Origin of the sequence: Acidaminococcus sp., from assembly GCA_022482815.1 — a bacterium.
Classification (GTDB): domain Bacteria; phylum Bacillota; class Negativicutes; order Acidaminococcales; family Acidaminococcaceae; genus Acidaminococcus.
The window spans coordinates 1,650,120-1,677,005 of sequence record JAKVOM010000001.1 but is presented as its reverse complement, the minus strand read 5'-3'; the positions used below and the strand labels follow the sequence as shown (position 1 = coordinate 1,677,005).

Sequence of the window (26,886 nt, the reverse complement as noted above, 5' to 3'; positions counted from 1 at the left end):
GTACCTCTTTTATTTCCTTCAGGCAATGCAAAGCATTGGCAAAATAAAAGAACAAAAAAGCTGCAGCCACATCAGTAGTGACTACAGCTATTTCTATTATTTCAGAGCAAAATTGCCTCAGCAATTTTGCTACCTCCAGTCGCGTCCAGCGACCGGCGCCCCTCGACCCGCGTTTTTTCTTAGTAATCCTCGTCCCAGGCGTTGATCATGACCGGTTCCAGCTTCAGCATGGCTTCCTGTTCCGGCGTGAAGTGTTTCTTATCGATGACAGCTTCATAGACGAATTCTTTGAAATACTTTTCCGAGCAGACAAAGTACCCGTCGCTCCCGACGTCCTTGCCCCAGGAGTTTTCGATTTTCCAGCGGTCAGGAATTCCTGCTTCGTCAAAATGAACGCCCGTCAGAAGCACGGCATGGTTGGCGGAACTGCTGTTATATTCGAGCCGCTTGCCTTTGGGCATCGTCGTAGAAAAACCGCCCAGCAGGGCTTCATACTGCACGCTGTCCGGATCCCAGACGCCTTCCTTGCGGGAAGCAAACGCACCGGCATCAATGGCGATCCAAATCGGTTCGCCCGCCTTGAGCTGGCTGATGCAGAGCGCTTCCAGTTCTTCCTGCGGCAGGTTAAGGGCCTTCATATCGCTGCCAACCATGTTCTCCACACCGTGGAACTGGATAGGACGATGGAGCGGCTTATCCGGCGTCGGTTCATTAATGACGCCCACATAGTCGCGCAGGGAACTGCCACAGTACTTCTTATAGAACTCCTGAGGCGTCAGATTGCGCTCTTCGAAATACTTCTTATCCTTGTCACGGTAAGCAAAATCAAATTTCGTTACCGGTTCCCCGAAAGCGATGCATTCGGCTTTATAGATTTCCCGCATCATTTCTTCCTTGCGAGTATACGGATCCTTGCCGGCAAGCACGAGTTCCCGGAGCTCCATGGCATCCTTGCGGACAAGGCGGTTGATGGACGCGAGGAAACGCATCGTATGACTGGACTGATAGGATTCCGGCTGCACCTGTTTGGGCACGACGCCATACTTTTCGATCAAATCGACCACTTCGCACCAATAACCGCCGTCGGACACGCCCTGCAGCACGTACTGCATCTGCTGCCCCTTGATGGGCTCGTTAGCGTGGGTAATGACCATTTCCAGCACGTTATTGGCCTTCTCGAGCTTATCATAAAAAGATAAATAGTTTTGGGAAAGTTCGAATTCTTCCAGATTGCATTTTTCAGCGACGCGTTCACGCAGAATATTGAGCGCCGCAAAAAGCCAGCAGCGGCCCGACTGTTCCTGCGCCGTAATGCCGCGCGTCTTGATTTCGACGGAAAAAGCTCCCTTGAGCTTTGCCCCCTCTACGGGCAGATAAGCCAGGTCCGCCATATCGGTCTTAGCCAGCGCACTCTGCAGCACCTTGGCCGAAGCATCTTTCTGATATTCATCACGGAACTGCGCCAGCAGCTCGGAAGTAAGTTCTTTCATATCTATATCCTCCACGTTTATGTCTTGATTTATTACAATATGAAATTATAACACGAATGGGAGAAAAAGTGGCTGGTGGTTAGTTCGGTCTGTGACCAGCGACTTTCAATTTTTTCCGCCAAGTGCCTCTGGCATTTTGGCTTCCTACATAGCGACCGGCGACCCGCGGCCAGCGACCAGCGGCTTTTATCAAGTAAAAAGATAGTAAAGTATCTTGTTTTTTTCTTCTGTCTCACAGATAATGAAAGTGTACAGATAAAGGAGGAAAAAAGAAAATGCGAGATTTAGAGATTATCCGCAAAAAACATGGTTTTATCAGCGATATGGACGGTGTCATCTATCACGGATCGACACTGCTTCCCGGAGTAAAAGAATTTGTATCCTGGCTGCAGAAGGAAAAGAAACAATTTCTCTTTCTGACCAACGCGAGCAACAGAACGCCGCAGGAACTGCATGCCAAGCTGCTGCGTATGGGAATTGATATTGATCCATCCCATTTTTATACGAGTGCCCTCGCTACGGCACAATTTTTAAAAAATCAGGCACCTGGCTGCAGCGCCTATGTGATCGGTGCGCCCGGTCTGCTCAATGCCCTCTACGACGTCGGCATTACCTTCAATGATGTGAATCCGGAGTACGTTGTCGTCGGCGAAACGATAAGCTACAACTATGAGATGATTATTAAGGCTACCGAACTCTTAAACAAAGGAGCCAAGCTGATTGCCACCAACTCCGACCTCACGGGGCCGAGCGACAGAGGTATCATTCCCGCCTGCCGCGCTCTCGTCGCTCCGATTGAACTTGCTACGGACAAACAAGCATACTTCATCGGCAAGCCGAACCCCCTCATGATGCGCACCGGTCTGAAGCTCCTCGGCGTCCATTCCGAAGATGCCGTTATGATCGGCGACCGCATGGATACGGATATTGTGGCCGGCGTAGAAACCGGCCTTGAAACAGTGCTCGTCCTGAGCGGCGTTACGACACGCGAAAACATGAAACGCTTCTCCTACCGTCCGCATTACATTCTGGACGGCATCGGAGATATCGTGCCGAGAAAGAAAAATTGACGAAAGCCATAAAACGGGCTCTCCTGATACAAAAGTCAGAAGAGCCCATTTTAATTTCTATATCAACCTACATTCAAATTCCATCAATAGGGCAAAACAATATAACTTAGATTAGGAATAGTATGAAGTTTTTCGTAGTCTTTCTTTAACGCACAATGATAGATTTTATTAGCAACTATATCTGCAGCCCTAATTAAGAGTTTAGTCTTAGAATTACAGTATTCCATATTGACAGACTCCATTGAAGGAAAAATTGGTGGAAAAAATTTATTGTATGACCAATTATAAGTACCAAATTTGAATTCTTGTTCTAGCCCCTCTCTTAATTCATATCTGCCGTTAGTCGCAGTAGTGTGCTCATCGACGTAAAAATAAAGATGCTGGACTGCATCCACGGAAAACCATTGATTTGCAAGTCTTTCAAAAGCTCTTTTTACAGCAATTTTATAAGCAAAGTCTAAGTACCTCTGTTTATCTTTTTTACTATCAAAAATTTGTGGCAACACTTTCTTTTGGTTTATGATAACTCCAAATTTGAAACATTGATTTAATGAACGAAACAATTTACCCTTATCATTATTAGAGATACTTGTTGCCTTAATTTCATAATTTCTGACAAAATGTTCTCTTCCGCGAATTACTTTTTCTGCCGCGCTGTACTTACGAGACCATTTTTCTTTCTCACTTGTCCCTAATAAAATAAGTCCACCGAAGACAAAAATATCATTATGCCTGCTATCAAAAACACCGGATTCATCTGAGTAAACGTATATATTCATGAGTACCTCATAGCAAAAAAAAAGCCACCTTGCGGTGGCCCCACGGCCGACGATATTACATATCGCTTAAACGCAAATTCGGTTTCGTGGGTGTACAGCATGGGAACCAATCCCATCTGCTCTTTTATTATACAGGAAATTTTACAAAAAGGCAAGTTTAATTAATTATTGTGTATCATATTGCTTCTAAGCAAAATAAAATTAAAACTCTCACTAAAAATTTCCATACTTTTTGTATGAGGAAACGCTCTACTTTGGCAAAGAAAAGTAAAAGAAGCTATCCCCCCGCCGTAGGGACCTTCCTCGACGTCGCTGCGCGACATTGAGGAAGGGGGACCGCTTTGCGGTGGATGATGACCCTTATTATTTTTTTAACCTTCTATACTGCTTTGTTAAAACAAAAATATGACATCGCTGCGGTAAATTTCCGTAGCTCTTTTAATTTCATTCCGGCAATGCGAAGTATTGGCTACGGCTGGACCTTCTTTCACGCCGCACTGCGGCGTCGAAAGGAGGAGAATCGCTTGCGATGGAGGATAGAATGTTTTAGCCCCAAAAAAGCTGCTTTTTGAAATATAGAAGGCAAAAGTGAAAATTCCGCACCTCTTTTGCCCTCTTGTTTTCCATTGGAAAATAAGAGGGGCGGACCGCAGGAAGGCCCGATTCCATCGGGGCTTCCGTCTGCGGTGGGTATTCATTCAGAACGCAGGAATGAGTATAATCAAGCACCGTCCTAATTCAATTGAGCCAAATCTTTGATTTGGCCTCATTCGGGCGCGACGCTGTTTTCCTTCCTTCAAATCTACTATGACTTGTTATCGCACTGATTCTCCGCCGCACAGTGCCTTCCCCATTGTTCACTTTTCCTTTCCATCATTCCACCATCTATTTCAGAGTTATCGAATCTTGAGAACTGCCAAGACTCTGCAAAAGGGGCATGTTTTTATCGTACTTATATAGATCCATCATCGTTTTTATTACAACTTGGGCAAAGGCTGTATCGTTATTCTTAAGGGCAACGTCCAGACTTTTTTCCATTGAATCATAGAGACGATTTTTTTCCTTGCTGTTATCTTCTAATATCTTCAGTCTGAGTTCCTGGTCATATTCCAGTTTCTTTTCAATGGCCCTTGCGCATTCCCTGATTCTCAATCTTTCCGTCTCTTCTTGCTGCCGACTGGTAAGGTAGTCCGTAAAGCACTCGATGCCGATTTTATACACATCCGCGATTTCCTTGATTAACCCAATACTAATTTCAATAGGAATGTTTTTGATGGAAATAGCTCCCGCCACCGAAGTCGGCGCGGAAGCCTTACTTGGCACGGGTTCCGCCGTAACAGTAATCACCTCATTTTTATCACTGTCTCTGCTCATAAAAATCCCTTCCTTCTCCTCACCGGGAATATCCTTTTCTAAAACGCGAAAGGATTTTTCTGCCGGATAATCGTAATCATCTTGCAGGCCAGTTCCGCGTACTCACTATCGCCGTCTGCCAGCGCCTTGTCCAGCACTTTTTCGGCAGATTGGTAGAGCCGCAGCCTTTCCTGTTGATGAGAATCAAAATAGGCCTTCATGTTTTCCGTTTGGGCCGCTATCTGCTTCGTCCGGATTCTGATTACGGCTATATTTTTCTCAAGTTCTGTCAAATGATACTCTTTCTGATATTCCTTCTCATAAAGATAGTCGTAAAAAGCCCTTATCAGCTCCGCAACCAGATCACTTATTTTAGTATCCATTTTTATAATACCCGTCAATACATAATCGAGCCAAACCAGATAACCTTAGGAGAACGCCGGATATCAGGAGCCGAAGGCAATTCTTCATTGATGGTTTGAATTTCTTTGAGAAGTTTTTTGGCTCTGTCATCGATATCATCCGAATCCGTAAGGAACTGTGTCTCAAGTGTTTTGGCGACGAGTTTGGAGCATTTGGCGATGCCCTTCAGCGTATCTGCCTGCTCTTGGGAGAAAGAGCTGCTTCTCATTCCTTCATTCAGTTTGTCTTTGGCAGCCGACAATTTTTCCATCAAAGATGTGATGACTGACTGCTCCTCTGCCAGAAAAGAACGGATTTCGCTCATCTTTTTCCTTTTATTATTCAGCATTATCCTGTAGTACTTCATGTCATCATAGAAACCTTCTGCTTTCATTTTGGCCGTCCAGGCAGCGTCATAATCGCTGTCATCAAAGAAACTTAGGATAGCAAAAATCGGAAGAATATCTAAATTCGGGATACTGGAAGCAGCAGAAAAATGAAAAGAAGACAGGCGGATATCATCTACCCCCACATCAGGAACATCAATTTTGCTATCAATATGAAAATCCTCAAAATTTCTTAACACAGGACGGATGGACGTATTGAGTTCTCTTGCCACCTGAGTTCTGAAATCGTTGAAATCATCGACCGCTTTTTCCGTCTTATACGCGTCCCGGGAGGCTCTTTCATAAGCCCGGTTGATGATTTCCTTGCCGTGTTCTATATAATGCTCTGCGGATTTCCGGTATTCTTTGGCCCGATTATGACGATCATGTTTTTCTTCCAGTATATCAAGAATACCCATGTGTCTTTCCTCCTCCACTGCTTGGTCTAGCGAGACGCAGTCGCTAGCAAATTGTAAGGACAGCCCCCCGTAATTAAGGTCAATACATTAGTAAGACTATATCAAAATAATACACTAACTTTGGTTCAGTTATCTTACTTTCCTTCGTGCATTTTCTTTGGGTTAAATCCCTTGTACACCGAAAAATTTCTTTGCTTTCTCACCCTTGACAGCCAAATTGCAGTTCTCGCTTAATTTATTGTTGTCGAGCACGTATTTCACAGCAGTAATCCAATCCTCTACGTCTTCAGGGGTAAAGTCAAATGCTGTGGCCTGATCTGCAACGAGATTCAGCTCATTATCGTAAAATTCATCACTGACGGCACAGAGGAAGAGAGACCAAAACAAAGACGCACCTTGAGATAAACTCATCCCTGGTAGGAGACTAGTGGGGGCAGCGAACATTCCCATGAAAGGATTATCATTCTCATTATGGGCATAAATAATACTATAAACAATGCCTACCAAAGGATTTTTTCGATATTCCCACTCTTTTTCCTTAGCAATCGGAAGTCTGTCAGGACGATCCTGAAGAAGAATGCCGCTTACTTCATTTCTATAAAAATATTGATTTATCTCATTCACCATATTGCTAAATTTCTGCTTTTTTAATTCGCTTAATTGTTCCATTTTTTTCTCCTTTATGCCAGTCGGTTTAAATAATTTTTTACATAGCCTCGCAAATCACTGCTGCTGATGACATCTGCAATTCGGGTATCATCCGTAAAATGTTTGCCGTATCCTTGCAGCCCGGAACCATTGATTACATCGATAATGGCCCGACTGTCTTTTAATGGATCATACTGCCAATTTCTGAACGCCGCTTGGATGCGATTAAAAGTTTCTTTCGAAACTTCCCGCTTTTTATCATCCAGCATCGTATCAAACCCGGAAGACACCTTATAAGTCTGCGCCTTGCGGTGGAATCCTTCCCGTTCTTCCTTGATACCAAAAGTCATCTCAGAAGATTCCGGAGCCTGCTGCACTTTTACGCCAAAAATGGCACAAAGCTGTGCAGACAAATCGCGTTCAAGCTGCCGGACGGCTTCAGCTTCTTCATAATTCCGGTCTTCCAGCCAAGTCTTGAGCTTGCCGTCTAAGAAACATTTCATTACGGCCTGCACATCAAAAAATTCCCGCAGCTCATCCATTGTCTGGATGTTTGCCTTTTTCGGCATGTTGAGACCAAACTTAATTTTACTCAACGTCCAATCACTTCCTTGCGATAAAAGTATTTTAAATAATTTTATTATTCTTATTATAAATTATTTAAATGCCAAGTGACAAGTCGATGTAGTTATAAAATCGCCACAATATTCGGCAAAATATGCGTAGTGGCAGTCAAAGAAAGACAAGATATGTATTTTCAAAGCTTGTTGAATTACTTTAAGAACAAAAAATTGCGTTTTTTTGCTCTTAGTAACAGTTAAGAACAAAAAATGTGGTTTTTTTGCTCTTAGCAACATATAAGAACATAAAAAGTTGTTTTTATGTTCTTAATGCTCATTCGCAATTAGCTGCATTGAGAACTGCCTAAAACCCATTATTGTCACTTGAAAACCTCAGCAGAACAAGAAAATAATTAAAGAAATCCCATATTGTCCCGTTAAAGCGGAAACAATATGGGATTTCTTCTATAATAAATAAAAAACGTGGAAACTCTTGTAAGAATTTCCACGCTTTAAAATTCACTGGCAGGAGTACTAGGATTCGAACCCAGATCCACGGTTTTGGAGACCGTTGCTCTACCATTGAACTATACTCCTATGGAGCGGAAAACGAGATTCGAACTCGCGACCCCCACCTTGGCAAGGTGATGCTCTACCACTGAGCTACTTCCGCATTGGCGACCCAGGACGGACTTGAACCGACGATCTCCGCCGTGACAGGGCGGCATTCTAAACCAACTGAACTACTGGGCCGATTGCCTGACAGGTATGTATATTACCATAAATTTACGTTCTTTGCAAGTCTTTTTAGGAAAATCCGCCGGTCGCGAATCTGAAACCCAAGGCAGTTAGCAGCTGATAGTGTTTTTCCTCTCAGCTTTTAAGCCGGCCAACGAAGTTGGCCGAAGCCTCACCGCCGGTTGCCGATGGCAACCCCAGCCTCGCCGCCATAGCGGCGAAAAGCCGGTCGACGCAGTCGGCCACAGCCTTATCTTTTTCCACAAAAAAATCGGACCCCATAAGGGATCCGATTTTTTAATTTCAGCATAATCCTCCGCTATCGGCCAACTGCTAACGGCTATCTGCCGCCGCAGGTTTCCTGCGGCTTAGTCTCTCAGGCTTCCTCCGAAGCGTTCCTGCACGTGTTCAACGACTTGTTTGATGATGTCGTCGACTTCCTTATCCTGCAGGGTTCTCTTGAGATCCTGGAAGGTCAGGTTAAAGGCGACGGACTTGCAGCCCGGTTTCACCTGGAGACCGGTATAGACGTCGAACAGACGGACTTCTTTGAGCAGCGTACCGCACTGCGTACGGATATCTTCTTCGAGTGCTGCTGCCGGTACGTCTTTATTAACGACCACGGCAATATCGCGGGATACACTCGGGAACTGAGGAATATGTACAAATTGCGGAACTTTTTCTGCCGCTTCCACAAACGGTTTGAGGCTCAGTTCAAGGACATAGGTTTCCTGGCTCAGGCCGAAGCGTTCCTGGCTGGTCGGATGGATGGCACCCATGAAGCCGACTTTTTCACCCTTATAGAGGATGACGCAGCTCTTGCCAGGATGCATGAACGGTTCCGTACACGGTTTGTAATCGATGTCGGTTACCTGCAGTTTATCCATGACAGATTCAAAATAACCCTTCACATCATAGAAATCTACGGTATCCTTGCTCTCGTTCCAGCTCATGCAGTGACGCTTGCCGCTTAAAGCAATGCCGAGCACTTCCCGTTCTTCCGGGAATTCAGTAAGCGGCAGATCCTTGGCAATGAAGACACGGCCGACTTCAAAGATGGCTACCCGTTCCTGCTGGCGGGCCAGGTTGTAGGCCACCGTATTGAGCAGGCTCGGTACAATCGTTGTACGCATGGTCCGGAAGTCTTCACTGATCGGGTTGATGATCTGGATTGCCTTGCGGCGCGGGTCGGCAGCCGGCAGGGCCATATTATCGAAGACTTGCTGATTGACGAACGTATAGGTCATGACTTCATCAAGGCCCTCTCCGACGAGCGTATCGCGGACGGTATCCTTGAGGTCTTCGATGCCGGACTGACCACCGCGTGCCATGTCAAGCTGCGGTGTCTTGGAAGGAATCTTGTCATAGCCGTAGATACGGGCGATTTCTTCGCTGAGGTCGGCGCTGCAGTCGCAGTCCTTACGCCAGGTCGGAACGGTTACGCTCCAGGAACCATCGGCCTTTTCTTCCACAGTGAAGTACAGGTCTTCCAAAATCTTTTTCATTTCCGGTACCGGAATATCGCAGCCGATGCGCTGATCCAGTTTTTCAGGAACAGCGTCGATAACAACCGGCTTCTGCGGATGCGGATAAGCTTCCGTTACGCCGGGTACAGCTTCGCCGGCACCCATTTGGACAATGAGGTAAACCGCGCGGTCCAGGGCATCTTTTTGGCGAATCGTATCAACACCGCGTTCAAAGCGCTGGGAAGCTTCACTGCGAAGGCCCAGTGCCTTGGATGTACGGCGAATGGTCGGGCCGTCAAACGTAGCGGATTCCAGCATAACCGTCTTCGTGGCATCCGTCACTTCCGTTTCGAAGCCGCCCATGATACCGCCGAGGCCGATGCCTTTTTCATCGTCGCCAATGACAATCATTTCTTCGGTCAGATTACGGTCCTGGCTGTCCAGCGTCTTCAGGACTTCGCCTTCATTGGCGCGGCGAACCACCCAGTGATGGTTGGTCACCTTGTCATAATCGTAAGCGTGCATCGGCTGGCCGAGTTCCATCATGACATAGTTTGTCACATCGACGACGTTGTTGATTGGACGAATATTGACGGCACGGAGCAGTTTCTGCATCCATTCCGGAGACGGCTGGATCTTGAGGTTCTTCACCATACGCAGGGAGAAACGGGAGCAAAGGTCATCGGCTTCGATGGAAACCTTGGCAAGGTTCTCGACCGGCGTACCCTCGCCTTCTTCTGGAGCCATTTCCGGCAGCGTAACAGGCTTATTCAGGACGACACCGACTTCGCGGGCAAGGCCCAGCATATTGAAGCAGTCGCCGCGGTTCGTCGTGAGGTCGATATCCAGAACCACATCATCAAGGCCCAGGAAGGAGCGGACGTCCACACCAATCGGGGTGTCCGGAGGCAGAATGAAAATGCCGTCACGCTGTTCCGGCAGAAGGAGCTTGGAGTCAATGCCAAGTTCACCGGCGCTGCAGAGCATACCGAAAGAATCGAGGCCGCGCAGCTTAGCCGTCTTCAGTTTCATGCCGTTTGGCAGATGGGAACCGACTACGGCGACCGGAACCATATCGTATTGATGAACATTCTGGGCACCCGTCAGAATCTGGGTCAGTTCGCCGTTGCCCAAATCCATCTGGCAGATCCACAGATGGTCGGAATTCGGATGACGCTCAATGGTCTGGACTTTACCGGTGATAACGCCTTCCAGGCCTTCGCCCAGATGAATGACGCGTTCTACTTCCAGACCGACATGCGTTAATTTATCCGCCAGCTCTTCCGGAGTGACGTCGATATCTACATATTTCTTTAACCAATTGATAGAAGCTAACATACTGGCAGTGCCTCCTTATTTAAACTGGCGGATGAACCGCAGATCATTTTCAAAGAACAGACGCAGGTCATCGATGCCATAACGAAGCATGGCAATACGTTCAATACCCATGCCGAAAGCAAAGCCCGTCATTTTCTCCGGATCATAGCCGCTCATGCGCAGCACGTTCGGATGCACCATGCCGGCGCCGAGGATTTCGAGCCAGCCGGAGTTCTTGCAGACGCGGCAGCCTTTGCCGCCGCAGATTACGCAGCTGATATCCACTTCGGCAGACGGTTCCGTGAAGGGGAAGAAACTCGGACGGAGGCGGATCTTGACGGAGGAGCCGAACATTTCCTTGCAGAAAAGTTCCAGCGTACCCTTGAGGTCAGCCAGGCTGATATTCTTATCTACGACAAGGCCTTCTACCTGATGGAACATCGGGGAATGCGTAGCATCATAGTCGTTGCGGTACACCGTGCCGGGGCAGATCATACGAATCGGCGTGTTCGGTTCGCGGGACTGCATAGTACGGGCCTGCACACCGGAAGTCTGCGTTCTCAGAAGATATTCGTTAGAATCGGTCAGATAGAACGTATCCTGCATGTCGCGGGCCGGATGGTCCTTCGGCAGGTTCAGTGCTTCAAAGTTAAAATAATCGTTTTCAATTTCAGGGCCGCCTTCGACTTCAAAACCCATGCGCATGAAAATCTTCTTGATTTCACGCTGCGTGAGCTGAACCGGATGCAGATGACCGCAGTCGCAGTGACGGCCGGGCAGCGTAAAGTCGATGCGTTCGGATGCCATCTTCTCTTCGAGCTGACGAGCTTCGAGGAGCTTCATCTGTTCGTCAAGTCGAGCTTCAATCTTGGAACGAACTTCGTTGACCATCTTACCGATTTTCGGCCGTTCTTCCGCAGCCACGGAACCCAGTCCGCGGAGAATCTGCGTGAGCGCCCCTTTCTTGCCCAGATATTGAATCCGGATATTTTTTAAGTCTTCTACATTTTTGACTTCGCTAAAATCCTTGCGTACCTTATCGCGCAATTCCTGCAGCTTATCGCTCATACCAACGCCTCCTAAAAAAAATGACCTTCACCCCCAAGGGGCGAAGGTTCGCGGTACCACCCTAATTTGTTGCTCATTGCCGTAACGCTGCACTGCGCCGAACCTACTCCGTTCAGTCCGGATGCTCCCAAGTGAACTTCCGTTCCGGTTCTGTACGCGGCTCCCACCTCATCCGCGCTCTCTGTGCCATAGTAAGAACGTACTCTCTTGATCATCGCTTGAAGTATGAAATTTAATGAAAATATTATAACATGAACAAAAAAGGACTGCAAGGGAAAGTAGCGGCAGTGGTTAGTGAGTAGTGGTTAGCACACCCGTGCGGGCAGGTTGTTAGGCAAAGCCCAAGGCAGATAGCCGTTAGCAGTTAGCCGATAGCTGCAGATGGCTGAAAAGTGCATTCAGCGTATGGCATTTAGCCCGCCTGCAGCGACTTTCCGACCGGCCGACAAAGGAGACCAAAGCCTTCACCCCCAGCCGCTGAAATCGGCCTTAATTCGTTTCTGATGGACTCTGATGCAAGACAACTGCAGGGACGCGCGTCGCAGGTCGCCCATGGAAACTAAACCTCACCTCCTGTGTCAGTTTAGTAAAAATAAAATTAAAAAATTGCGGCGGTAAATTTTTAGAGACCTTCTTCGACGTCGCTGTGCGACATTGAAGAAGGGGGCCCGCTTTGCGGGGGATGATGACCCTTAAATTTCTTTTAACTATCTGTATCCGATAGCAGAGACAAAAATATAACACTTCTACGGTGAAAAAACGCAGCTCATTTTATTTATTCAGGCAATGCGAAGCATTGCTACGTCCGGACCTTCTTTCACGTCGCCCTAGTTAAGCCAAACCGTCAGGTTTGGAATTCCTCTACAACCTCCTTCCGCTGGAAGGAGGGCGGACCACGAAGTGGCGGAGGAAAGTAAGTTAAGGAGAATCGCTTGCGATGGAGGATAGAATGTTTTAACCCTAAAGAGCTGCTTTTTGAAATAGAGAAGACACAAGTGAAATTTTCGCACCTCTTTTGCCCTCTGTTCGCCTTAGTTAAGCCAAACCGTTAGGTTTGGAATTCCTCTACAACCTCCTTCGGAAGGAGGGCGGACCACGGAGTGGTGGAGGATAGTTGATTAAGGAGGACCGCAGGAATGGCCTGATATCGTCAGGCCATTCCGTCTGCGGTGGGTATTCATTCAGACCGCATGAATGGGTACGATCAAGCATCGTCCTAATTGAATTGAGCCAAATCTTTGATTTGGCTTCATCAAGGCGCGAGGCTGTTTTCAACCTTTTCTATCGCACTGAACTATTATACAAAAAAATCGAGCCTCGCAAGAGACCCGATTTTTATTTTTTATTCGTCGCAAACCGCTTGTCGGTTTGCTTCTTACAGCGCGGCCTGCGGCTTTTTCACTACACCCGTAAGCCACGTAATCCCCATAATCCAATACCCCTTTTCAATGGTGTCCTTATAGAACACGGGCAAATCAAAGACAAAATCGCTTGCTTTGATGGTCACATAATAATCGGGGTCATTTTCACCGGGATGCTCATTGTGACGGACATCCATGATTTCCCCGGAGAAAACAAGAAACGGAGTTTCTTCGACCTGCCGGCCATCCGGTGTCTCACCCATCGTTCCGATAGGCATCGTGGCATACGGAGTCACTCCAGCTTCTCCATCCATAAAGGCTGCCTTGCTCGGGTAAATTCTCAGTTCCGAATCCCGCCCGGAGATTTCCACTTCACAGCGATCATTTTCCCTGAGGGAAAAATCAGAGCCTTCTTTAGCTTCAATATTAATAGGAATTCTTAGCCGCAGCGTTTCCACGCGGCACAGTTTCCCGTTTTTAAAATCCTTGTATCCGATAAAATATAACTCTGTCATCATTATCCTCCGGGATTTAGAAAAAGCAGATAGCCGATTGCAGATAGAAAATAAAAGCGCCTTTAGCTTTTGGCGTTTAGCTTTTAGCCTCGATTGCAGTTACAAAAGTGGCTAGTACAATCGTGCGGGCAGCCGCCTAGGCAGATTCTTGAGATAGATTGCACATAACAATTAGTTTTTATTCCCTGCAAACCGCTCGTTGGTTTGCTTCCTACAGCGCGGCCAGCGTTTGATTACACCAATTTTCTCTCGTACGGATCCGAGCTGATGCCCTTTTTCAGAATAGCTTTGGCCCATTCCTGAGCGCAAAACAGGGAATGGTCGCGGTAGTTGCCGCATTCCTTTTCCTGCGTGCCCGGTACGTCTTCCCACTTCGTCTTCGTCACAAGTTCCAGTGCTTCCTTGAGGGCTACAGCCACGTCCTTCGGGTCATGGACGCCCCAGCACAGCAGATGGAATCCCGTGCGGCAGCCGAAGGGAGAGCAGTCCAGATACCCTTTGATCCGCGGGCGCAGATAGAGGGCCAGCAGGTGCTCCAGCGTATGCATTCCGCCCGTCGGAATCGCTTCCTTATTCGGCTGGCAGAGCCGGATATCATAATTCGACACGATGTCACCGTGTTCGCCCGTTTCCTGGGAAATGAGGCGCACATACGGCGCTTTGACTTTCGTATGGTCAAGCGTGAAACTTTCGATAACTACCTTTTCCATTCTATTCCCGCCTCTCCTATTTACTTGACATAAACAATCGTGGCCCCGAAACCGCCTTCGTTAAGCGGCGCCATTTCGGTCTTGCTGACGTTCGGATGCTGGCTCAGATATTCCAAAAGGCCTTTTCTCAGCATGCCCGTACCCTTGCCATGCACGAGACGGAATCGGTCCATCCCGGCGAGCAGGGCGTCATCAATGGCTTTATCGACGTAAGGAATGGCTTCATCCACGGTCTTGCCGCGCACATCAATCTGTACAGATGTGCTCTGTGCCTTGCTGACAAAGAGGTCGTGCTTCTGGCTGCCGCCCTTGCGCAGCGTGCGGTGCGTCTTTTGCGGCGGTGTCGGCTGATCCTTAGTCAGGATGCAGTCCTTCATGGCCACATTCATCTTCATGGCACCGATTGCAACTGTAATATCACGTCCGTTAATGGCAGTAACCTTGCCGTATTGTCCAAGCGTTTTGACATAGACGCGTTTGCCGACAGCCACGTTGCCGCTTGTAAGCCCCTGCCCTTCCGGTACGGGTTTTCCGGAAAGAGAGAAGTTTTTATTCAGCGCTTTCCGTGACATTTCGGCGAGCTTTTCGACGCGGGCACTTTCGACAAGGTCCTGGTTCGCCCGCAGTTCCTTCAGGATAGCCGTACTTTCGCGGCGGGCATTACGGTAGAGTTCGTCAGCTTCTTCACGTGCCTTGCGCAAGATGGCATTGCGGCTTGATTCCAGACGATTCTTCTCGGCCCGCAGCTGGTTGCGCAGCGATTCGGTTTCGATGCGCAGGGATTCGATTTCATCCTTGCGGTTTTCATACTCGCGCCGCTCCCCTTCAAGGTTCTGCAGCACCGTTTCCATATTGCTGTGGCGTTCACTGATATACGTCTTGGCACCGTCCAGGATTTCCTGCGGCAATCCCAGACGCTGGGAAATATAGAAGGCATTACTGCTGCCCGGAACACCCATGAGGAGGCGGTAGGTCGGACGCAGCGTTTCCGGATTAAATTCCACGCTGGCATTTTCCATGCCTTCATGCTCATAGGCAAAGGTTTTCAGTTCACTGTAGTGCGTCGTCACAATGGTGAGGACGTGACGATCATAAAGATATTCAATCATGGACATGGCGAGGGCCGCGCCTTCCGTCGGGTCGGTCCCGACGCAGATTTCATCGACGAGCACCAAGTCCTTGTCGTTCACACTCGTCAGAATGGAAATCATATTCTTCATGTGACCGGAAAACGTGGAGAGGCTCTGCTCGATGCTCTGTTCATCGCCGATATCGGCATAAACACCGCCGAAGACCGGCAGCACGGCTTCTTCTGCCGGAATAAAGAGTCCGGCCTGCGCCATCAGGGCAAAAAGGCCGACCGTCTTTAAGGCCACCGTTTTACCGCCCGTATTCGGACCGGTAATAAGAAGCGTCGAGAATTTCTCGCCCAGCGTAATATCGAGCGGCACAAGCGTTTCCTGGTTGAGCAGCGGATGACGGCCCTTGGCAATGCGGAGGGTTCGCCCCGTCACCATCATGGGCCGGCGGGCATGGAGCTTATGACCATACATTGCTTTGGCAGCAATGATGTCGATTTCCGCCGTCACATCGAGGGACTCGAGGATATTGTCAGACTCAGCCCCTACGTGGCTCGTCAGGGAACGCAGGATGCGCTCCACTTCCGTCCGTTCTTCCAAGACGTACTTTTTAATGTCGTTATTGAGGTTCACAACCGCCATCGGTTCGATGAAGAGCGTGGCCCCGCTGGAAGACTGGTCATGAACGATACCGGGGAAATTCAGCCGGTATTCCTGTTTAATCGGGATAACGTACCGGTCCTCACGCATCGTCACGAGCGCATCCTGGAAATATTTCTGGTTATTGGGATCATGAAGGATATCCGTCAGTTTATCCTTTACGCGGTTCTTCGCGACGAGGATACCCGTCCGCAGTCCCGCAAGTTTCACGGACGCCGAATCCTTGATTTCCCCCTTTTCATCAAGTACGCTTGCAAGCTGCTTGGCAAGGCGGGAAAAATCAGCCAGATCTTCGGCATATGTGGCAAGAGCCGGCGCTGTTTCCCGTTCTTCGAGGAGAAAATCCTTCAGGTCTTTCATGCCCGCAATGGCATCGTTGACCGCCTTGAATTCTTCCGGATCGAGCACGCTGCCGACGCGGGCCCGTTTGACAAGGCCCGAAATATCGGTGATACCGCCCAAAGGAATGCGTTTTCCCTCATCAAAGATGCGGGTGGCTTCCGCCGTTTCTTCCTGCATTCTTTTTACAATTTCAAAATCGGAGGAACTCTGAAGCTCCATCGCAAGCTTCTGGCCCAGCGTCGTACCGGCTTCCTGGGCCAGCCTGCTCTTTACTTTATCGAATTCCAGCGTATTGACAGCAAATTTTGGCATTACAAGACACCTCTGAAATAATGCCCCCGTGTCGTATGGGGACGATTTTCTTCGACAATCGTATCGCCCTGCAGCACGCCTTTATAAAGAGCCGTCAGGGTACCGACTTCTTCAGCCGTTAAGCTGCGGCCGTCGATGCGCAGGCGGGCAATACCCATCTTTTCCATGTTCCTGGCATGGGCCAGCATGGAAAGCGGATGGCCGTTCAGGATATGCGTGCGGCCGAACTGATCCTGTTTCAGCGGGAAGCGCTCTTTCTTCCGGTCTTCCAGGTACGCCTGTTCCCGGCAGTTAAAGGTGCACTTGCCCTGATCCAGATGGCCGAGGAAGCTCCCCGTGACGCAGTATTCGGAAACCATCATTTCGAGGGAGCCTTCCACCAGGCATTCGATTGGAAGGGCCGACTTTTTGACTAGATCTCCGACCTGAGCCAGCGTCAACTCAGGAGAGAGCGTAATTCCTTTGGCACCGCATTCCTGCCAGAAGAGGATGCTCTGGCTGTTAAAAGCATTAAGGTCGTAATCGATATAAAGAGGCGCTCCGGCGGCCGTAATCATTTCAATGAGGCCGTTATTGGCGGCAAGGATGCCGTCCGGATTGAGCGCGCTCCACTGGTTGATGGCATTCCTGAAATAGCCGAGCTGTCCTTCGCTCACAATGCGGGACGTCGCAGCGACCCATTTCTTCCCCTGGTCTTTCACCCAGCCTGCAATCGTCTCATAATCTTTAGCCGTAAGGAGCGGCAGCGAGTAGCTGTCCCCGCCGACAATGAGCACATCGGCCCCGGCTTCGAGCGCCACCCTGGCCTTTTCAAGTGTATCCACATGGACAGAAATCTCACTGTGCTGGCGCAGCGAATGGTTGACAGGCTGCTCCAGATAGCGATTGTTCCAGGTCACTTGCTTACGCGGCGGACGGAATTCACTGGTCCGCTGTTTTTCCAAGGCTTCTACGGCCACGCGGCGAGCTTCGTTGATTTCACTCATCGGCACCATGACGCCCTCATCCACGTCGAGGATGAGCTGGCCTACGCTGAATTCCGTCGTACCCAGGCGGTCGACCTGTTTTCTGACGGCCGCTTCATCAAGGGCATGCTTGCGCGCCTTTTCGACGATAAAGTCCGTCTTGCCTTCCCCGCTGTGACCATCGGAGTCGGTCACCACAATGGACATGGGCTGGCCAAGATGCGCCGTCACATAAAAATCAAGGGGAATTCTGTGCTTATGGTGCTCCCCGAAGAACTGGGCTGCATACTGCATCAATTTATTGTCATACGTGCGGAAGACGCGGTCATTCATGCGAATGCCCTTCGGCACGTCGATGGTCACCTGCTCACCGGCACGGGCCACGGCTGTTTCCTGACCATTTACGGTCATCTTTTCTACGGTCGTCCCGACGCGGCCGCCGACACTGACCCAGAATTCCAGGCCATCGCCCAAATGGAGGTCCTTGTCAAGTTTAACAGTGCCCTGGTGATGATCTTTTGAAAATCCCGTCACTCGCCCCAGCAGGACGCCGCGGTTATTCGGACGGCGGTCGCTCATCATGGTACGGCCCGGACGCCCTTTCATGTAAGCCGTCGTAAAGTCACGGTTAAAGATCTGCTCGATATTGGCGCGGTCTTCCTCAGGCACGTGATAGTGTCCGGCAAAATAGCTGTCGATAGCGCGGCGGTAAATATCCGTCACGACGGCCACATATTCCGGCCGTTTCATGCGCCCTTCAATCTTGAAGGAACGGACGCCCGTTTCCAGAAGTTCCGGCAGGACATCAAGCGTATTCATGTCTTTCGGGCTTAAGAGATAATGACCGGCATCCACATGGGCCAGCATATCCTTGCCTTCCCCGTTTACCAGCGTATAAGGCAGGCGGCAGGGCTGGGCACAACGGCCCCGGTTCCCGCTGCGGCCGCCGATGAGGCTGCTCATGAGGCACTGGCCGGAATAGCAGACGCAGAGTGCACCGTGCATGAAAGCTTCGATTTCACCCGGTGTGGTCTCACAAACTTTCTTCATATCCTTCAGCGACGTTTCGCGGGCAATAACGGAACGCGGCATGCCCTGATGGTAGGCAAAAACGGCTCCTGCCGAGTTCGTCACGGTCATCTGGGTGCTGGCGTGAAGTTCCAGTTCCGGCACGGCATTGCGGCAGATACGGATGATGCCCACGTCCTGCACAATAATGCCGTCAACGCCGATATTGCTGAGGAACGTGACGTACTCGCCCAGCGCAGGCAGTTCATCATCCCGCACCAGCGTATTGACGGTCACGTAGATTCGTACGTTATGAAGGTGGACAAAATGAACGGCACGCTGCATTTCTTCGGGGCCGAAATTTTCTGCATACTGACGGGCACCAAAGGCGGTCCCGCCAAGGTATACGGCATCGGCACCGGCATTGACGGCCGCTTCCATAGCTTCCCCGGTTCCCGCCGGGGAAAGTAATTCAACGTCTTCTTTACGCATGAGTTCTCCTTAATGATTCAGTGAAAATGGAAATTTAAGAATAAAATCGCTTTTAGCGTTTAGCATATGGCTTTTAGCCTAGTTAAAAGTGGATAGTGGTTTGTGGCAAGTGGTTAGTACAACCGCAATAATATTTTTAATCGGCTTGCTTAAAGAGCAAAGGCGCATTTGGCATTTGGCATTTGGCTTTTAGCCTCATCTTAAAGTGGTTAGCGGTTAAGTGACTAGGGGTTAGTACACCCGTGCAAACAGCCACCTTGGCGGATTCTTGAGGAAGTTCGCAGGCCGTAGTTACCTTTTTAATTCCTGCAAACCGCCTGCCGGTTTGCTACATACGGTGCGACCTGCGACACGCGACCCGCGGCCTTTACCCCTTTATCGCGCCTTCGCCAAGCACTTTCGTAATGGCGTCGGAAAATCCGGGAGCATCGCTGTCCACCCAGAACTGGGGATTTGTCCGGATAATCCGGCGGGTATCTTCCACATGGAGGTACACCGGATTATGTCCGTGATAGGCGGCAAAAATGGCTGACAGCTGATGCTGTACGCCGGCCGTATTCCGTCCTTTGTGGATATAGAGATGAACGCCGCTTCCGGCTTGCCGCAGCGGTTCCACCTTGTTTGCAAAGATACGGGGTGATTCCTCATCGAATTTGAGCATGCCAAAGACCGACACAATCTTATCGGTGTCAATATTGGCACGGCTCGCCACGTAAGTACGCGGGAAGGCAATGACCTGGATGGATCCGCTGAGATCTTCCAGGGTAAACACGGCCATCTGTTCCCCGGCTTTCGTCGTACGCACCCGCAGATCGGAAATAATGCCCCCAACGTCGATGCGGTCGCCGTCACGGAAGTTTTCGTCGGTGCAGCGGGCAATCGGCGTCATCGCGGAGAGCGCCGCCCGGTATTCCTCGAGAGGGTGTCCCGTCACATAAAAACCAATCAACTCTTTTTCAAGGCGCAGGATTTCCTCCTTCGGGATCTCCGGCAGATCCGGAATCGGTATCATCGTCGCCTGCTGCTGTTCTTCATCCCCGAAGAGACCAATCGCTCCCATCATACGGTCTTTCTGATTCAGTGCGGCCGCATCAAGGACCTGGTCCATAATGGCAAGGAGCTGCGAGCGTTTCAGATGGAAAGTATCCATGGAACCGCTCTTAATGAGATTTTCCACGACGCGTTTGTTGACTTTAGTCATATCGACGCGGTTGGCAAAATCGAAGAAATCTTTGAACGGGCCGTTCTTTTCCCGTTCTTCCAAAATGACATCAACGGCGGCGTCGCCGACGCTCTTGATAGCGCCGAGACCGAAGCGAATGGTCTTTCCGTCGACAGAAAAACCGGCTTCACTCGTGTTGATATCGGGCGGCAGCACCTTGATGCCCATGTCCTTGCAGACGTTGATATACCAGCTGACTTTTTCTGCCACGGTAATCACGCTGTTGAGGAACGCTGCCATATATTCGACAGGGAAGTTCGCCTTCAGATACGCGGTCTGATAGGCCACGAGGGCATATGCCGCCGAGTGGGATTTGTTGAAGCCGTAACCGGCAAAGTGCTGCAGCAAAGCGAAAATCTGCTCGGCAAGAGGACGCTCAATCTGGTGGCACTTGGCAGCGCCGTCGATGAATTTTTCCTTCATGCTGTCCAGGAGTGCGGCTTTCTTTTTTCCCATGGCACGGCGAAGAATATCAGCTTCGCCGAGGGTAAAACCAGCCAGTGCGGACACAATCTGCATAACCTGTTCCTGGTACAGGATGACGCCGTACGTATCGGCGACAATGGGCTCCATCAGAGGATGCAGCACCTTTGCTGTCCGTTTGCCGTGACGGCCGGCAATGAAGTCCTCTGCCATGCCGCTGCCCAGAGGGCCCGGGCGGTAGAGGGCAACCAGCGGAATGAGGTCTGCCATATTTTCCGGAGCCAGCTGTTTCATGAGGCGCGTCATGCCGTTCGATTCCATCTGGAACACGGCGGCCGTATCACCGTCACAAAGCATTTTACAGGTCTTCGGATCGGCCAGGTCAATGTGCCTGATATCAATATCGATGCCCTGGTTCTTCTTCACCATCTTGATGCAGTCATCAATGACGGTCAGGGTCCGAAGACCCAGAAGATCCATCTTCAGAAGGCCCAGGGATTCGGAACAATCTTTATCATACTGCGTGCAGATATATTCATGGTCGTCGTCACTGCTCGACGTAATCTGGAGCGGCACATAGTCCGTCAGTTTACCCGGCGTGATGACAACGCCTGCCGCGTGGGTCGACGTATGACGCGGCATACCTTCGACGCGCTCGGCAAAATTGAGGAGCTGGGCAATGCTGGGGTTCTCGTCCCGCATCTGGGCCAGTTCCTTACTGCCCTCAATAGCGCCTTGCAGTGTCGTACCCGGCGTGTTAGGAATGAGTTTATTGACCTGGTTCACCACATTAAGCGGGATTTCCAAAGCCCTTCCGACATCCTTGACAGCCGCTTTGGCTGCCAGCGTACCGAACGTCACAATCTGAGCGACATGGCTTTCGCCGTATTTTTTTGCCAGATATTCCACGACGAGGTGACGCTTCACGTAGTCAATATCCGTATCAATATCCGGCATGCTCACGCGTTCCGGATTAAGGAAACGTTCAAAAATAAGATTATATTTCAGGGGATCGATATCCGTGATTCCCGTAAGATACGCCACAATACTGCCGGCGGCACTGCCTCTGCCGGGTCCGACAGGAATGTCGTGTGTACGGCAGTAATTGATGAAATCCCAGACAATCAGGAAATATCCAGAATACCCCATCTGCTTGATGATGCCGAGCTCGTATTCCATGCGCTTTTTAGCCGTGCCGTCATCATTGGGATAAAGCTCGCCAAAACCTTTTTCGCACAGCTTGCGCAAGTAGGAATCCATAGAAGTTTCCCCTTCGGGGAGCGGAAATTCCGGCAGCAGGAGATGTCCGAATTCAAGCGTCAGATCACAGCGCTGCGCAATTTCCAGCGTATTATCGAGAGCTTCCTGATCATCGGGGAAGATAGCTTCCATTTCTTCCCGGCTCTTCAAATAGTAAGAGTCGTTGTTGAACCGCATGCGGTCCGGTTCAAGGTAATGCGCGCCCGTCTGGATGCAGAGCAGCATATCCTGACCGGCGGCATCTTCCTTTTTCACATAGTGAAGGTCGTTCGTCGCCACGAGTTTCACGTGGTGCTTAGCCGCAAGGCGATGCAGTTCGGCGGAAACCGTTTTTTCTTCCGGCAGACCGTGATTCTGGATTTCGAGATAATAATGGTCCGGCCCGAAAATGTCCAGGTATTCCAGCATGACTTTTTCGGCAGTCTCCAGTTCCCCGCGCACGATGTGGCGAGGCACTTCACCGGCCACACAGGCGCTCAGGCAGATAAGTCCCTCATGGTACTTGCGGAGAACTTCCTTATCGATACGGGGTTTATAATAGAACCCTTCCACCTGACCGATAGAGACCAGTTTCATCAAATTCTGGTATCCCGTCCTGTTTTCAGCGAGAAGAATCAAATGATACAGTTTGCCGCGGGATTCCAGGTTCTTTTTGTGACGGGAACCGGACGTAATATAGACTTCGCAGCCGATAATCGGCTTGATATCATTTTTTACGCATTCCCGATAGAATTCGATAACGCCGTACATCACACCATGGTCGGTGATGGCAAGTGCCGGCATCCCCTGCTCCTTGGCAAACTGCACAAGTTCAGGAATACGGCACGCCCCATCAAGCAGGCTGTACTGCGTATGCGTATGTAAATGAACAAACTGATCGGACATGAATAACTCCTTACTTAATCAAGCCAAATCGCAAAGCGATTTGTTAGCTTCTATTTCGCGGGTCGCACGTCGCTGGTCGCGCGTCGCTCTGTAGGTTGCCAGTCGCATTCAGCTCCTGGCTTTTTTAATATTTTTTAGTACTTCTGAATAGCACTTTTATCTTGCTATTTTGCTAGTCACAAATCTGAAGATATTCTGCGAATCAACGCATTTAGCATCATCTTAACATGTGTACACAAGTCTAATGCTTTTTCAACATCACACTCTGTAAACAAGCCGACACGAACGCCCAGTCTTAACTGTGTATCCAGTTCGGCAACTGAGCCGCCGGCAAAATTTAAGAAATGGAGAAATTCTCTATCTGAATGTCTCTCTTTGCCTTCAGCAATATTGGAAGGCACTGAAATTGATGCTCTCCTTAATTGGCTGGACATTGCGTATTTTTCTTCATCAGGAAGGAGTTTGGTCAAACGATAAATTTCTTCGCCTAAATCCATAGCTCGATTCCAGACTTCAAAATCGCGATGATTTTTGATGCCCATGATATTATCACTCTTTCTGCAACTAATTACTGTAAATGTTGTTTAGATTTAGTAGTTTTTCTATACATAACCCGCCGATAATCGGCAGTGAGTGCGCTTATTGATTTTTGCAGATCGAAACACTTTATTTCACAGGGTGTGACTGGTTTCCTTTATTCACTGCAAACTGCCATGCAGTTTGCCTCCTCCAGTCCGACCTGCAAACCGCGAACTGCGTTTTTGCAAACCGATTATCGGTTTGCTTCCACCAGTGGCGACCCGCGACCAGCGTCTTTATATTATACTACAAAGAGCACCTGTTCTTCACTGGGAAAAACAGGTGCTGCTAACTTCTTAGCCTTTAATTGTTTCTGCCCCTCGGGGCATATAAAGAATGACGTTAATGGTAATTTCGGTTTCCGTCGCATCGACTGCGTAAGCCACACCGGAAAGATAGTCCATAGCGCGGACGGCAAGGTCATCACTGAGCTCGGAATAATCTACAAGCAAGGCGTTTCCTTCCACAATGAGTTCCCCGTACTTCATGATTCTGTCAATTGAATCCGGAACTCTCAGCGCCATCCGAAGGGTTGGCCGGGAAAGCACATGCAGAGAACCGGAACCATACCGGCGTTCCTCATCATAGCCATAACTTGCTCCATCTTGCACGGGACATCCCTCCTTTGCTTACAGGGAAACCAAATTCTCATCAATCGTCTGCTTTGACAGCGCGGGCATTGCGTGCTCTGTCGCGGGCACGATCCAGACGGGACAGGACTTTCTTTCTCATACGGATGCTCTTCGGAGTGACTTCAACCGTTTCATCTTCGTTGATATGTTCCAGAGCGCCTTCCAGAGAGAAGGTCTGCGGCGGAATCAGACGAACGGCTTCATCGGAACCAGCTGCACGCATATTGGATACATGCTTCTTCTTGCAGGGGTTGACGTCCATATCATCTTCACGGCTGTTTTCGCCGACAATCTGGCCTTCATAAACTTGTTCGCCCGGGCTGACATACATCGTACCTCTGGCCTGACATTTATCAATACCATAAGCCGTCGTTTCGCCGGCTTCGAACGCAACCAGGGAACCTCTCGTACGACCGGGGATATCGCCCTTATAAGCGCCCCAGCCGGCAAATACGTGGTTCATGATGCCGTTGCCTTTAGTATCGGTCAGGAACTGGTTTCTGAAACCGATCAGACCACGAGCCGGAATGATGAATTCCATTCTCAGATAACCGGCCATTTCGGTCATGTTTTGCAGTTCAGCCTTGCGGATACCCAGGGCTTCCATCACAGGGCCCATGAAATCCTGCGGCACATCGATGGTCAGCGCTTCCATCGGTTCGAGCAGCTTGCCGTCCTTGTCACGGCGCATAATAACGGTCGGTTTACCAACCTGCAGTTCGAAACCTTCTCTTCTCATCGCTTCGATCAGTACGGACAGGTGCAGTTCACCACGGCCGGAAACCTTGAAGGTATCAGGAGAATCCGTATCTTCTACTTTCATGGATACGTTGGTTTCTACTTCCTTGTACAGACGTTCACGAATGTGGCGGCTCGTAATGAAGTGGCCTTCCTGACCGGCAAAAGGACCGTCGTTGACAGAGAACGTCATGGACAGGGTCGGTTCATCGACTTTGATGCCGGCGAGCTGTTCAGGATTTTCCACATCGGCAATGGTATCACCGATTTCTGCATCCTGCAGACCGATCAAGGCGATGATTTCACCGGCCTGAGCTTCCTGAGTCTCGACTCTCTTGAGGCCTTCATAGGTGTACAGGCGCCCAATCTTTTCGTTGGTGCGCTTGTCATCATGCATCAGGCAGATCTGTTCGCCGTTATGAATGGTACCGCGGACGATACGGCCGATAACAATGCGGCCGACATAATCGTCATAGTCCAGCGTATTGACAAGGAGCTGCAGCGGAGCATCGACGTCGACATCAGGTGCCGGAATCGTATCCAGAATGGTCTGGAACAGCGGTTCCAGGTTATCACTATCGTCATCCATGGAAAGCTTAGCTACACCGGTCTTTGCAGAGCAGTAAACAACCGGGAAGTCCAGCTGATCATCACTGGCGTTCAGCTCGATAAAGAGGTCAAGGACTTCATCCACGACTTCTTCGACTCTCTGATCAGGACGGTCAATTTTATTGATAACTACAATCGGCTTCAGATGATGTTCCAAAGCTTTACGCAGTACATATTTGGTCTGAGGCATAGGCCCTTCGTAAGCATCAACCAGGAGCAGAACACCATCAACCATGTTCAGCACACGTTCTACTTCGCCGCCAAAGTCAGCATGGCCCGGAGTATCCAGGATGTTGATTTTGGTGCCATTATGCATGACGGACGTGTTTTTTGCCAGGATGGTAATACCGCGTTCTCTTTCCTGATCATTGGAGTCCATGACTCTTTCCTGTACCTTTTCATTGGCACGGAAGACATGGCTCTGCTTCAGCATAGCGTCAACCAGTGTAGTCTTACCATGGTCAACGTGGGCAATGATAGCAATGTTACGCAAATCGTTTCTAATCATAAAAGCCTATCCCCTCTTGAGATAAATCAAGAGGATGCTTGTCAAAAGCATCCTCAAAGTAACCTGAAATTTCGACCACATTATTATATTCTATTCGTAGTATACTGTCAAATAGGAACAATAATTAATCGTTAGTACGGACAGATGGTTGGGGCACAAGGCAGGCAACAGGGCTTGTAGCAAAAAGTGGGTAGTGGTTAGTGGAAAGAGTGGTTAGCACACCCGTGCAGGCAGTTGCCTTGGCGGATTCTTAATATAGATTGGAGCTAATAACCAGATTTTTGATTATACCCTTCAAACCACCAATCTGTTTGCTGACTTGTTGGTTATCCTCCACAGCACAACTTCAATGGGTTTATATTGAAGCAAGGGAAATTTTTCAAGAGATCTTATCGCTTTCTTTTTTTGGCACCTTTTCTGGCAAGGGCAAGGCTTTTTTTCATAAACTCTACTTCTTCCCGGAGATAAGCTACTTCCTGCTTCAGGCGGGCAATTTCGGCCGATGAGGATTGAGCGGACAACTGCTGAAGGGAAATCTTTTTATGAGGTCCTTCGTGAAGCTCTCCGGCATGAGTCAACTGGTCGTTTACATTTCTTTTAATGCTGTTGATGCGGCCCTTTCCAAGGATATCAGGATCATACCCGAGCTTACGGACGGCCACGGCGGCTGGTACCCCGGAGTCGTACAATTTCAAGAAAGCTTTTTTGAATTCGACTGTGAAAAAAATCTGTCCTCTGTTAACATGGAAGGTATACGGATTTTTCTTCAGCAGTTCTATTTCTTCTTCCGTAAAGTACTTGCGTTTCATTGCCATGCTCCCCTTTCATGACAAGACTACCAAATTAAGCATTGAAAATCCAGAAAAAGTTAATTTAGTATATTGGTTGTC

General features: G+C 49.3%; 20 protein-coding genes, 3 tRNA genes and 1 other annotated feature. Of the genes, 2 read left to right on the top strand and 21 right to left on the bottom strand.

What is annotated here, in order from left to right; genetic code table 11:
- Window positions 1-179 precede the first annotated feature (179 nt).
- The gene (locus LKE33_07395; protein MCH3950738.1) at window positions 180-1,490 is read right to left on the bottom strand and encodes a C1 family peptidase; all 1,311 of its coding nucleotides are present in this window, start codon (window positions 1,488-1,490) and stop codon (window positions 180-182) included.
- Window positions 1,491-1,765: 275 nt separating this feature from the next.
- On the opposite strand from LKE33_07395, the gene LKE33_07390 reads away from it, so the two are divergent.
- The gene (locus LKE33_07390) at window positions 1,766-2,560 is read left to right on the top strand and encodes an HAD-IIA family hydrolase (GenBank protein MCH3950737.1); all 795 of its coding nucleotides are present in this window, start codon (window positions 1,766-1,768) and stop codon (window positions 2,558-2,560) included.
- An 83-nt stretch (window positions 2,561-2,643) separates the two neighbouring features.
- Here LKE33_07390 and LKE33_07385 read toward each other — a convergent pair whose 3' ends face one another.
- Window positions 2,644-3,339, bottom strand: coding sequence for a DUF3800 domain-containing protein (locus LKE33_07385; protein MCH3950736.1), 696 nt, complete (start codon window positions 3,337-3,339; stop codon window positions 2,644-2,646).
- A 341-nt stretch (window positions 3,340-3,680) separates the two neighbouring features.
- On the opposite strand from LKE33_07385, the gene LKE33_07380 reads away from it, so the two are divergent.
- Window positions 3,681-3,911, top strand: coding sequence for a hypothetical protein (locus LKE33_07380; protein ID MCH3950735.1), 231 nt, complete (start codon window positions 3,681-3,683; stop codon window positions 3,909-3,911).
- 313 nt (window positions 3,912-4,224) lie between these two features.
- On the opposite strand, the gene LKE33_07375 is transcribed toward LKE33_07380, so the two are convergent.
- From LKE33_07375 to LKE33_07285, 19 genes are all read right to left on the bottom strand, one after another.
- Window positions 4,225-4,713: a hypothetical protein gene (locus tag LKE33_07375; protein ID MCH3950734.1), complete on the bottom strand. Its 489-nt coding sequence runs from the start codon at window positions 4,711-4,713 to the stop codon at window positions 4,225-4,227.
- Between the two features lie 38 nt (window positions 4,714-4,751).
- Window positions 4,752-5,075, bottom strand: a complete 324-nt coding sequence (locus tag LKE33_07370) for a hypothetical protein (GenBank protein MCH3950733.1) — start codon at window positions 5,073-5,075, stop codon at window positions 4,752-4,754.
- Between the two features lie 14 nt (window positions 5,076-5,089).
- Window positions 5,090-5,899 (bottom strand): hypothetical protein, encoded by an 810-nt coding sequence (locus LKE33_07365; GenBank protein MCH3950732.1) that lies wholly within the window; start codon window positions 5,897-5,899, stop codon window positions 5,090-5,092.
- 162 nt (window positions 5,900-6,061) lie between these two features.
- A complete protein-coding gene (locus LKE33_07360; GenBank protein ID MCH3950731.1) occupies window positions 6,062-6,568 on the bottom strand; it encodes a hypothetical protein in 507 nt (168 codons plus the stop codon).
- A gap of 11 nt (window positions 6,569-6,579) precedes the next feature.
- On the bottom strand, window positions 6,580-7,143 hold the full coding sequence (locus LKE33_07355) for a hypothetical protein (GenBank protein MCH3950730.1): 564 nt from the start codon (window positions 7,141-7,143) through the stop codon (window positions 6,580-6,582).
- Window positions 7,144-7,630: 487 nt separating this feature from the next.
- Window positions 7,631-7,704 (bottom strand) — tRNA-Trp (locus LKE33_07350).
- A gap of 1 nt (window position 7,705) precedes the next feature.
- Window positions 7,706-7,780 (bottom strand) — tRNA-Gly (locus LKE33_07345).
- Between the two features lie 2 nt (window positions 7,781-7,782).
- Window positions 7,783-7,860, bottom strand: a tRNA-Asp gene (locus LKE33_07340).
- A 353-nt stretch (window positions 7,861-8,213) separates the two neighbouring features.
- Window positions 8,214-10,649: a phenylalanine--tRNA ligase subunit beta gene (pheT, locus tag LKE33_07335; GenBank protein MCH3950729.1), complete on the bottom strand. Its 2,436-nt coding sequence runs from the start codon at window positions 10,647-10,649 to the stop codon at window positions 8,214-8,216.
- A 15-nt stretch (window positions 10,650-10,664) separates the two neighbouring features.
- Window positions 10,665-11,696 carry a phenylalanine--tRNA ligase subunit alpha gene (gene pheS, locus LKE33_07330; protein MCH3950728.1) on the bottom strand — a complete coding sequence of 344 codons (1,032 nt, stop codon included), beginning with the start codon at window positions 11,694-11,696 and terminating at the stop codon, window positions 10,665-10,667.
- Window positions 11,697-11,729: 33 nt separating this feature from the next.
- Window positions 11,730-11,920: a binding site (T-box leader), on the bottom strand.
- 1,151 nt (window positions 11,921-13,071) lie between these two features.
- Window positions 13,072-13,575 (bottom strand): hypothetical protein, encoded by a 504-nt coding sequence (locus LKE33_07325; GenBank protein MCH3950727.1) that lies wholly within the window; start codon window positions 13,573-13,575, stop codon window positions 13,072-13,074.
- A 230-nt stretch (window positions 13,576-13,805) separates the two neighbouring features.
- Window positions 13,806-14,282 (bottom strand): S-ribosylhomocysteine lyase, encoded by a 477-nt coding sequence (locus tag LKE33_07320; GenBank protein MCH3950726.1) that lies wholly within the window; start codon window positions 14,280-14,282, stop codon window positions 13,806-13,808.
- 20 nt (window positions 14,283-14,302) lie between these two features.
- Window positions 14,303-16,675: an endonuclease MutS2 gene (locus LKE33_07315; protein MCH3950725.1), complete on the bottom strand. Its 2,373-nt coding sequence runs from the start codon at window positions 16,673-16,675 to the stop codon at window positions 14,303-14,305.
- Window positions 16,675-19,140 (bottom strand): U32 family peptidase, encoded by a 2,466-nt coding sequence (locus tag LKE33_07310; GenBank protein MCH3950724.1) that lies wholly within the window; start codon window positions 19,138-19,140, stop codon window positions 16,675-16,677. Before LKE33_07310 ends, LKE33_07315 begins: the two co-directional genes overlap by 1 nt.
- Before the next feature lie 367 nt (window positions 19,141-19,507).
- Window positions 19,508-22,930: a DNA polymerase III subunit alpha gene (locus LKE33_07305; GenBank protein ID MCH3950723.1), complete on the bottom strand. Its 3,423-nt coding sequence runs from the start codon at window positions 22,928-22,930 to the stop codon at window positions 19,508-19,510.
- A 176-nt stretch (window positions 22,931-23,106) separates the two neighbouring features.
- Window positions 23,107-23,472 (bottom strand): four helix bundle protein, encoded by a 366-nt coding sequence (locus tag LKE33_07300; protein MCH3950722.1) that lies wholly within the window; start codon window positions 23,470-23,472, stop codon window positions 23,107-23,109.
- A gap of 333 nt (window positions 23,473-23,805) precedes the next feature.
- A complete protein-coding gene (locus LKE33_07295; protein ID MCH3950721.1) occupies window positions 23,806-24,120 on the bottom strand; it encodes a cell division protein SepF in 315 nt (104 codons plus the stop codon).
- Window positions 24,121-24,160: 40 nt separating this feature from the next.
- Window positions 24,161-25,996 (bottom strand): translational GTPase TypA, encoded by a 1,836-nt coding sequence (typA, locus tag LKE33_07290; GenBank protein MCH3950720.1) that lies wholly within the window; start codon window positions 25,994-25,996, stop codon window positions 24,161-24,163.
- Between the two features lie 389 nt (window positions 25,997-26,385).
- Window positions 26,386-26,805 (bottom strand): transposase, encoded by a 420-nt coding sequence (locus LKE33_07285; protein MCH3950719.1) that lies wholly within the window; start codon window positions 26,803-26,805, stop codon window positions 26,386-26,388.
- Window positions 26,806-26,886 lie beyond the last annotated feature (81 nt).

What these genes read in the sequence shown, in the direction of transcription:
- LKE33_07395 (MCH3950738.1), bottom strand. Translation starts at nt 1,490, where the DNA reads ATGAAAGAACTTACTTCCGAGCTGCTGGCGCAGTTCCGTGATGAATAT.
- LKE33_07360 (MCH3950731.1), bottom strand. Translation starts at nt 6,568, where the DNA reads ATGGAACAATTAAGCGAATTAAAAAAGCAGAAATTTAGCAATATGGTG.
- LKE33_07305 (MCH3950723.1), bottom strand. Translation starts at nt 22,930, where the DNA reads ATGTCCGATCAGTTTGTTCATTTACATACGCATACGCAGTACAGCCTG.
- LKE33_07375 (MCH3950734.1), bottom strand. Translation starts at nt 4,713, where the DNA reads ATGAGCAGAGACAGTGATAAAAATGAGGTGATTACTGTTACGGCGGAA.
- LKE33_07285 (MCH3950719.1), bottom strand. Translation starts at nt 26,805, where the DNA reads ATGAAACGCAAGTACTTTACGGAAGAAGAAATAGAACTGCTGAAGAAA.
- typA (MCH3950720.1), bottom strand. Translation starts at nt 25,996, where the DNA reads ATGATTAGAAACGATTTGCGTAACATTGCTATCATTGCCCACGTTGAC.
- LKE33_07365 (MCH3950732.1), bottom strand. Translation starts at nt 5,899, where the DNA reads ATGGGTATTCTTGATATACTGGAAGAAAAACATGATCGTCATAATCGG.
- LKE33_07315 (MCH3950725.1), bottom strand. Translation starts at nt 16,675, where the DNA reads ATGCCAAAATTTGCTGTCAATACGCTGGAATTCGATAAAGTAAAGAGC.
- LKE33_07390 (MCH3950737.1), top strand. Translation starts at nt 1,766, where the DNA reads ATGCGAGATTTAGAGATTATCCGCAAAAAACATGGTTTTATCAGCGAT.
- LKE33_07385 (MCH3950736.1), bottom strand. Translation starts at nt 3,339, where the DNA reads ATGAATATATACGTTTACTCAGATGAATCCGGTGTTTTTGATAGCAGG.
- LKE33_07300 (MCH3950722.1), bottom strand. Translation starts at nt 23,472, where the DNA reads ATGGGCATCAAAAATCATCGCGATTTTGAAGTCTGGAATCGAGCTATG.
- LKE33_07370 (MCH3950733.1), bottom strand. Translation starts at nt 5,075, where the DNA reads ATGGATACTAAAATAAGTGATCTGGTTGCGGAGCTGATAAGGGCTTTT.
- LKE33_07325 (MCH3950727.1), bottom strand. Translation starts at nt 13,575, where the DNA reads ATGATGACAGAGTTATATTTTATCGGATACAAGGATTTTAAAAACGGG.
- pheT (MCH3950729.1), bottom strand. Translation starts at nt 10,649, where the DNA reads ATGTTAGCTTCTATCAATTGGTTAAAGAAATATGTAGATATCGACGTC.
- LKE33_07310 (MCH3950724.1), bottom strand. Translation starts at nt 19,140, where the DNA reads ATGCGTAAAGAAGACGTTGAATTACTTTCCCCGGCGGGAACCGGGGAA.
- pheS (MCH3950728.1), bottom strand. Translation starts at nt 11,696, where the DNA reads ATGAGCGATAAGCTGCAGGAATTGCGCGATAAGGTACGCAAGGATTTT.
- LKE33_07320 (MCH3950726.1), bottom strand. Translation starts at nt 14,282, where the DNA reads ATGGAAAAGGTAGTTATCGAAAGTTTCACGCTTGACCATACGAAAGTC.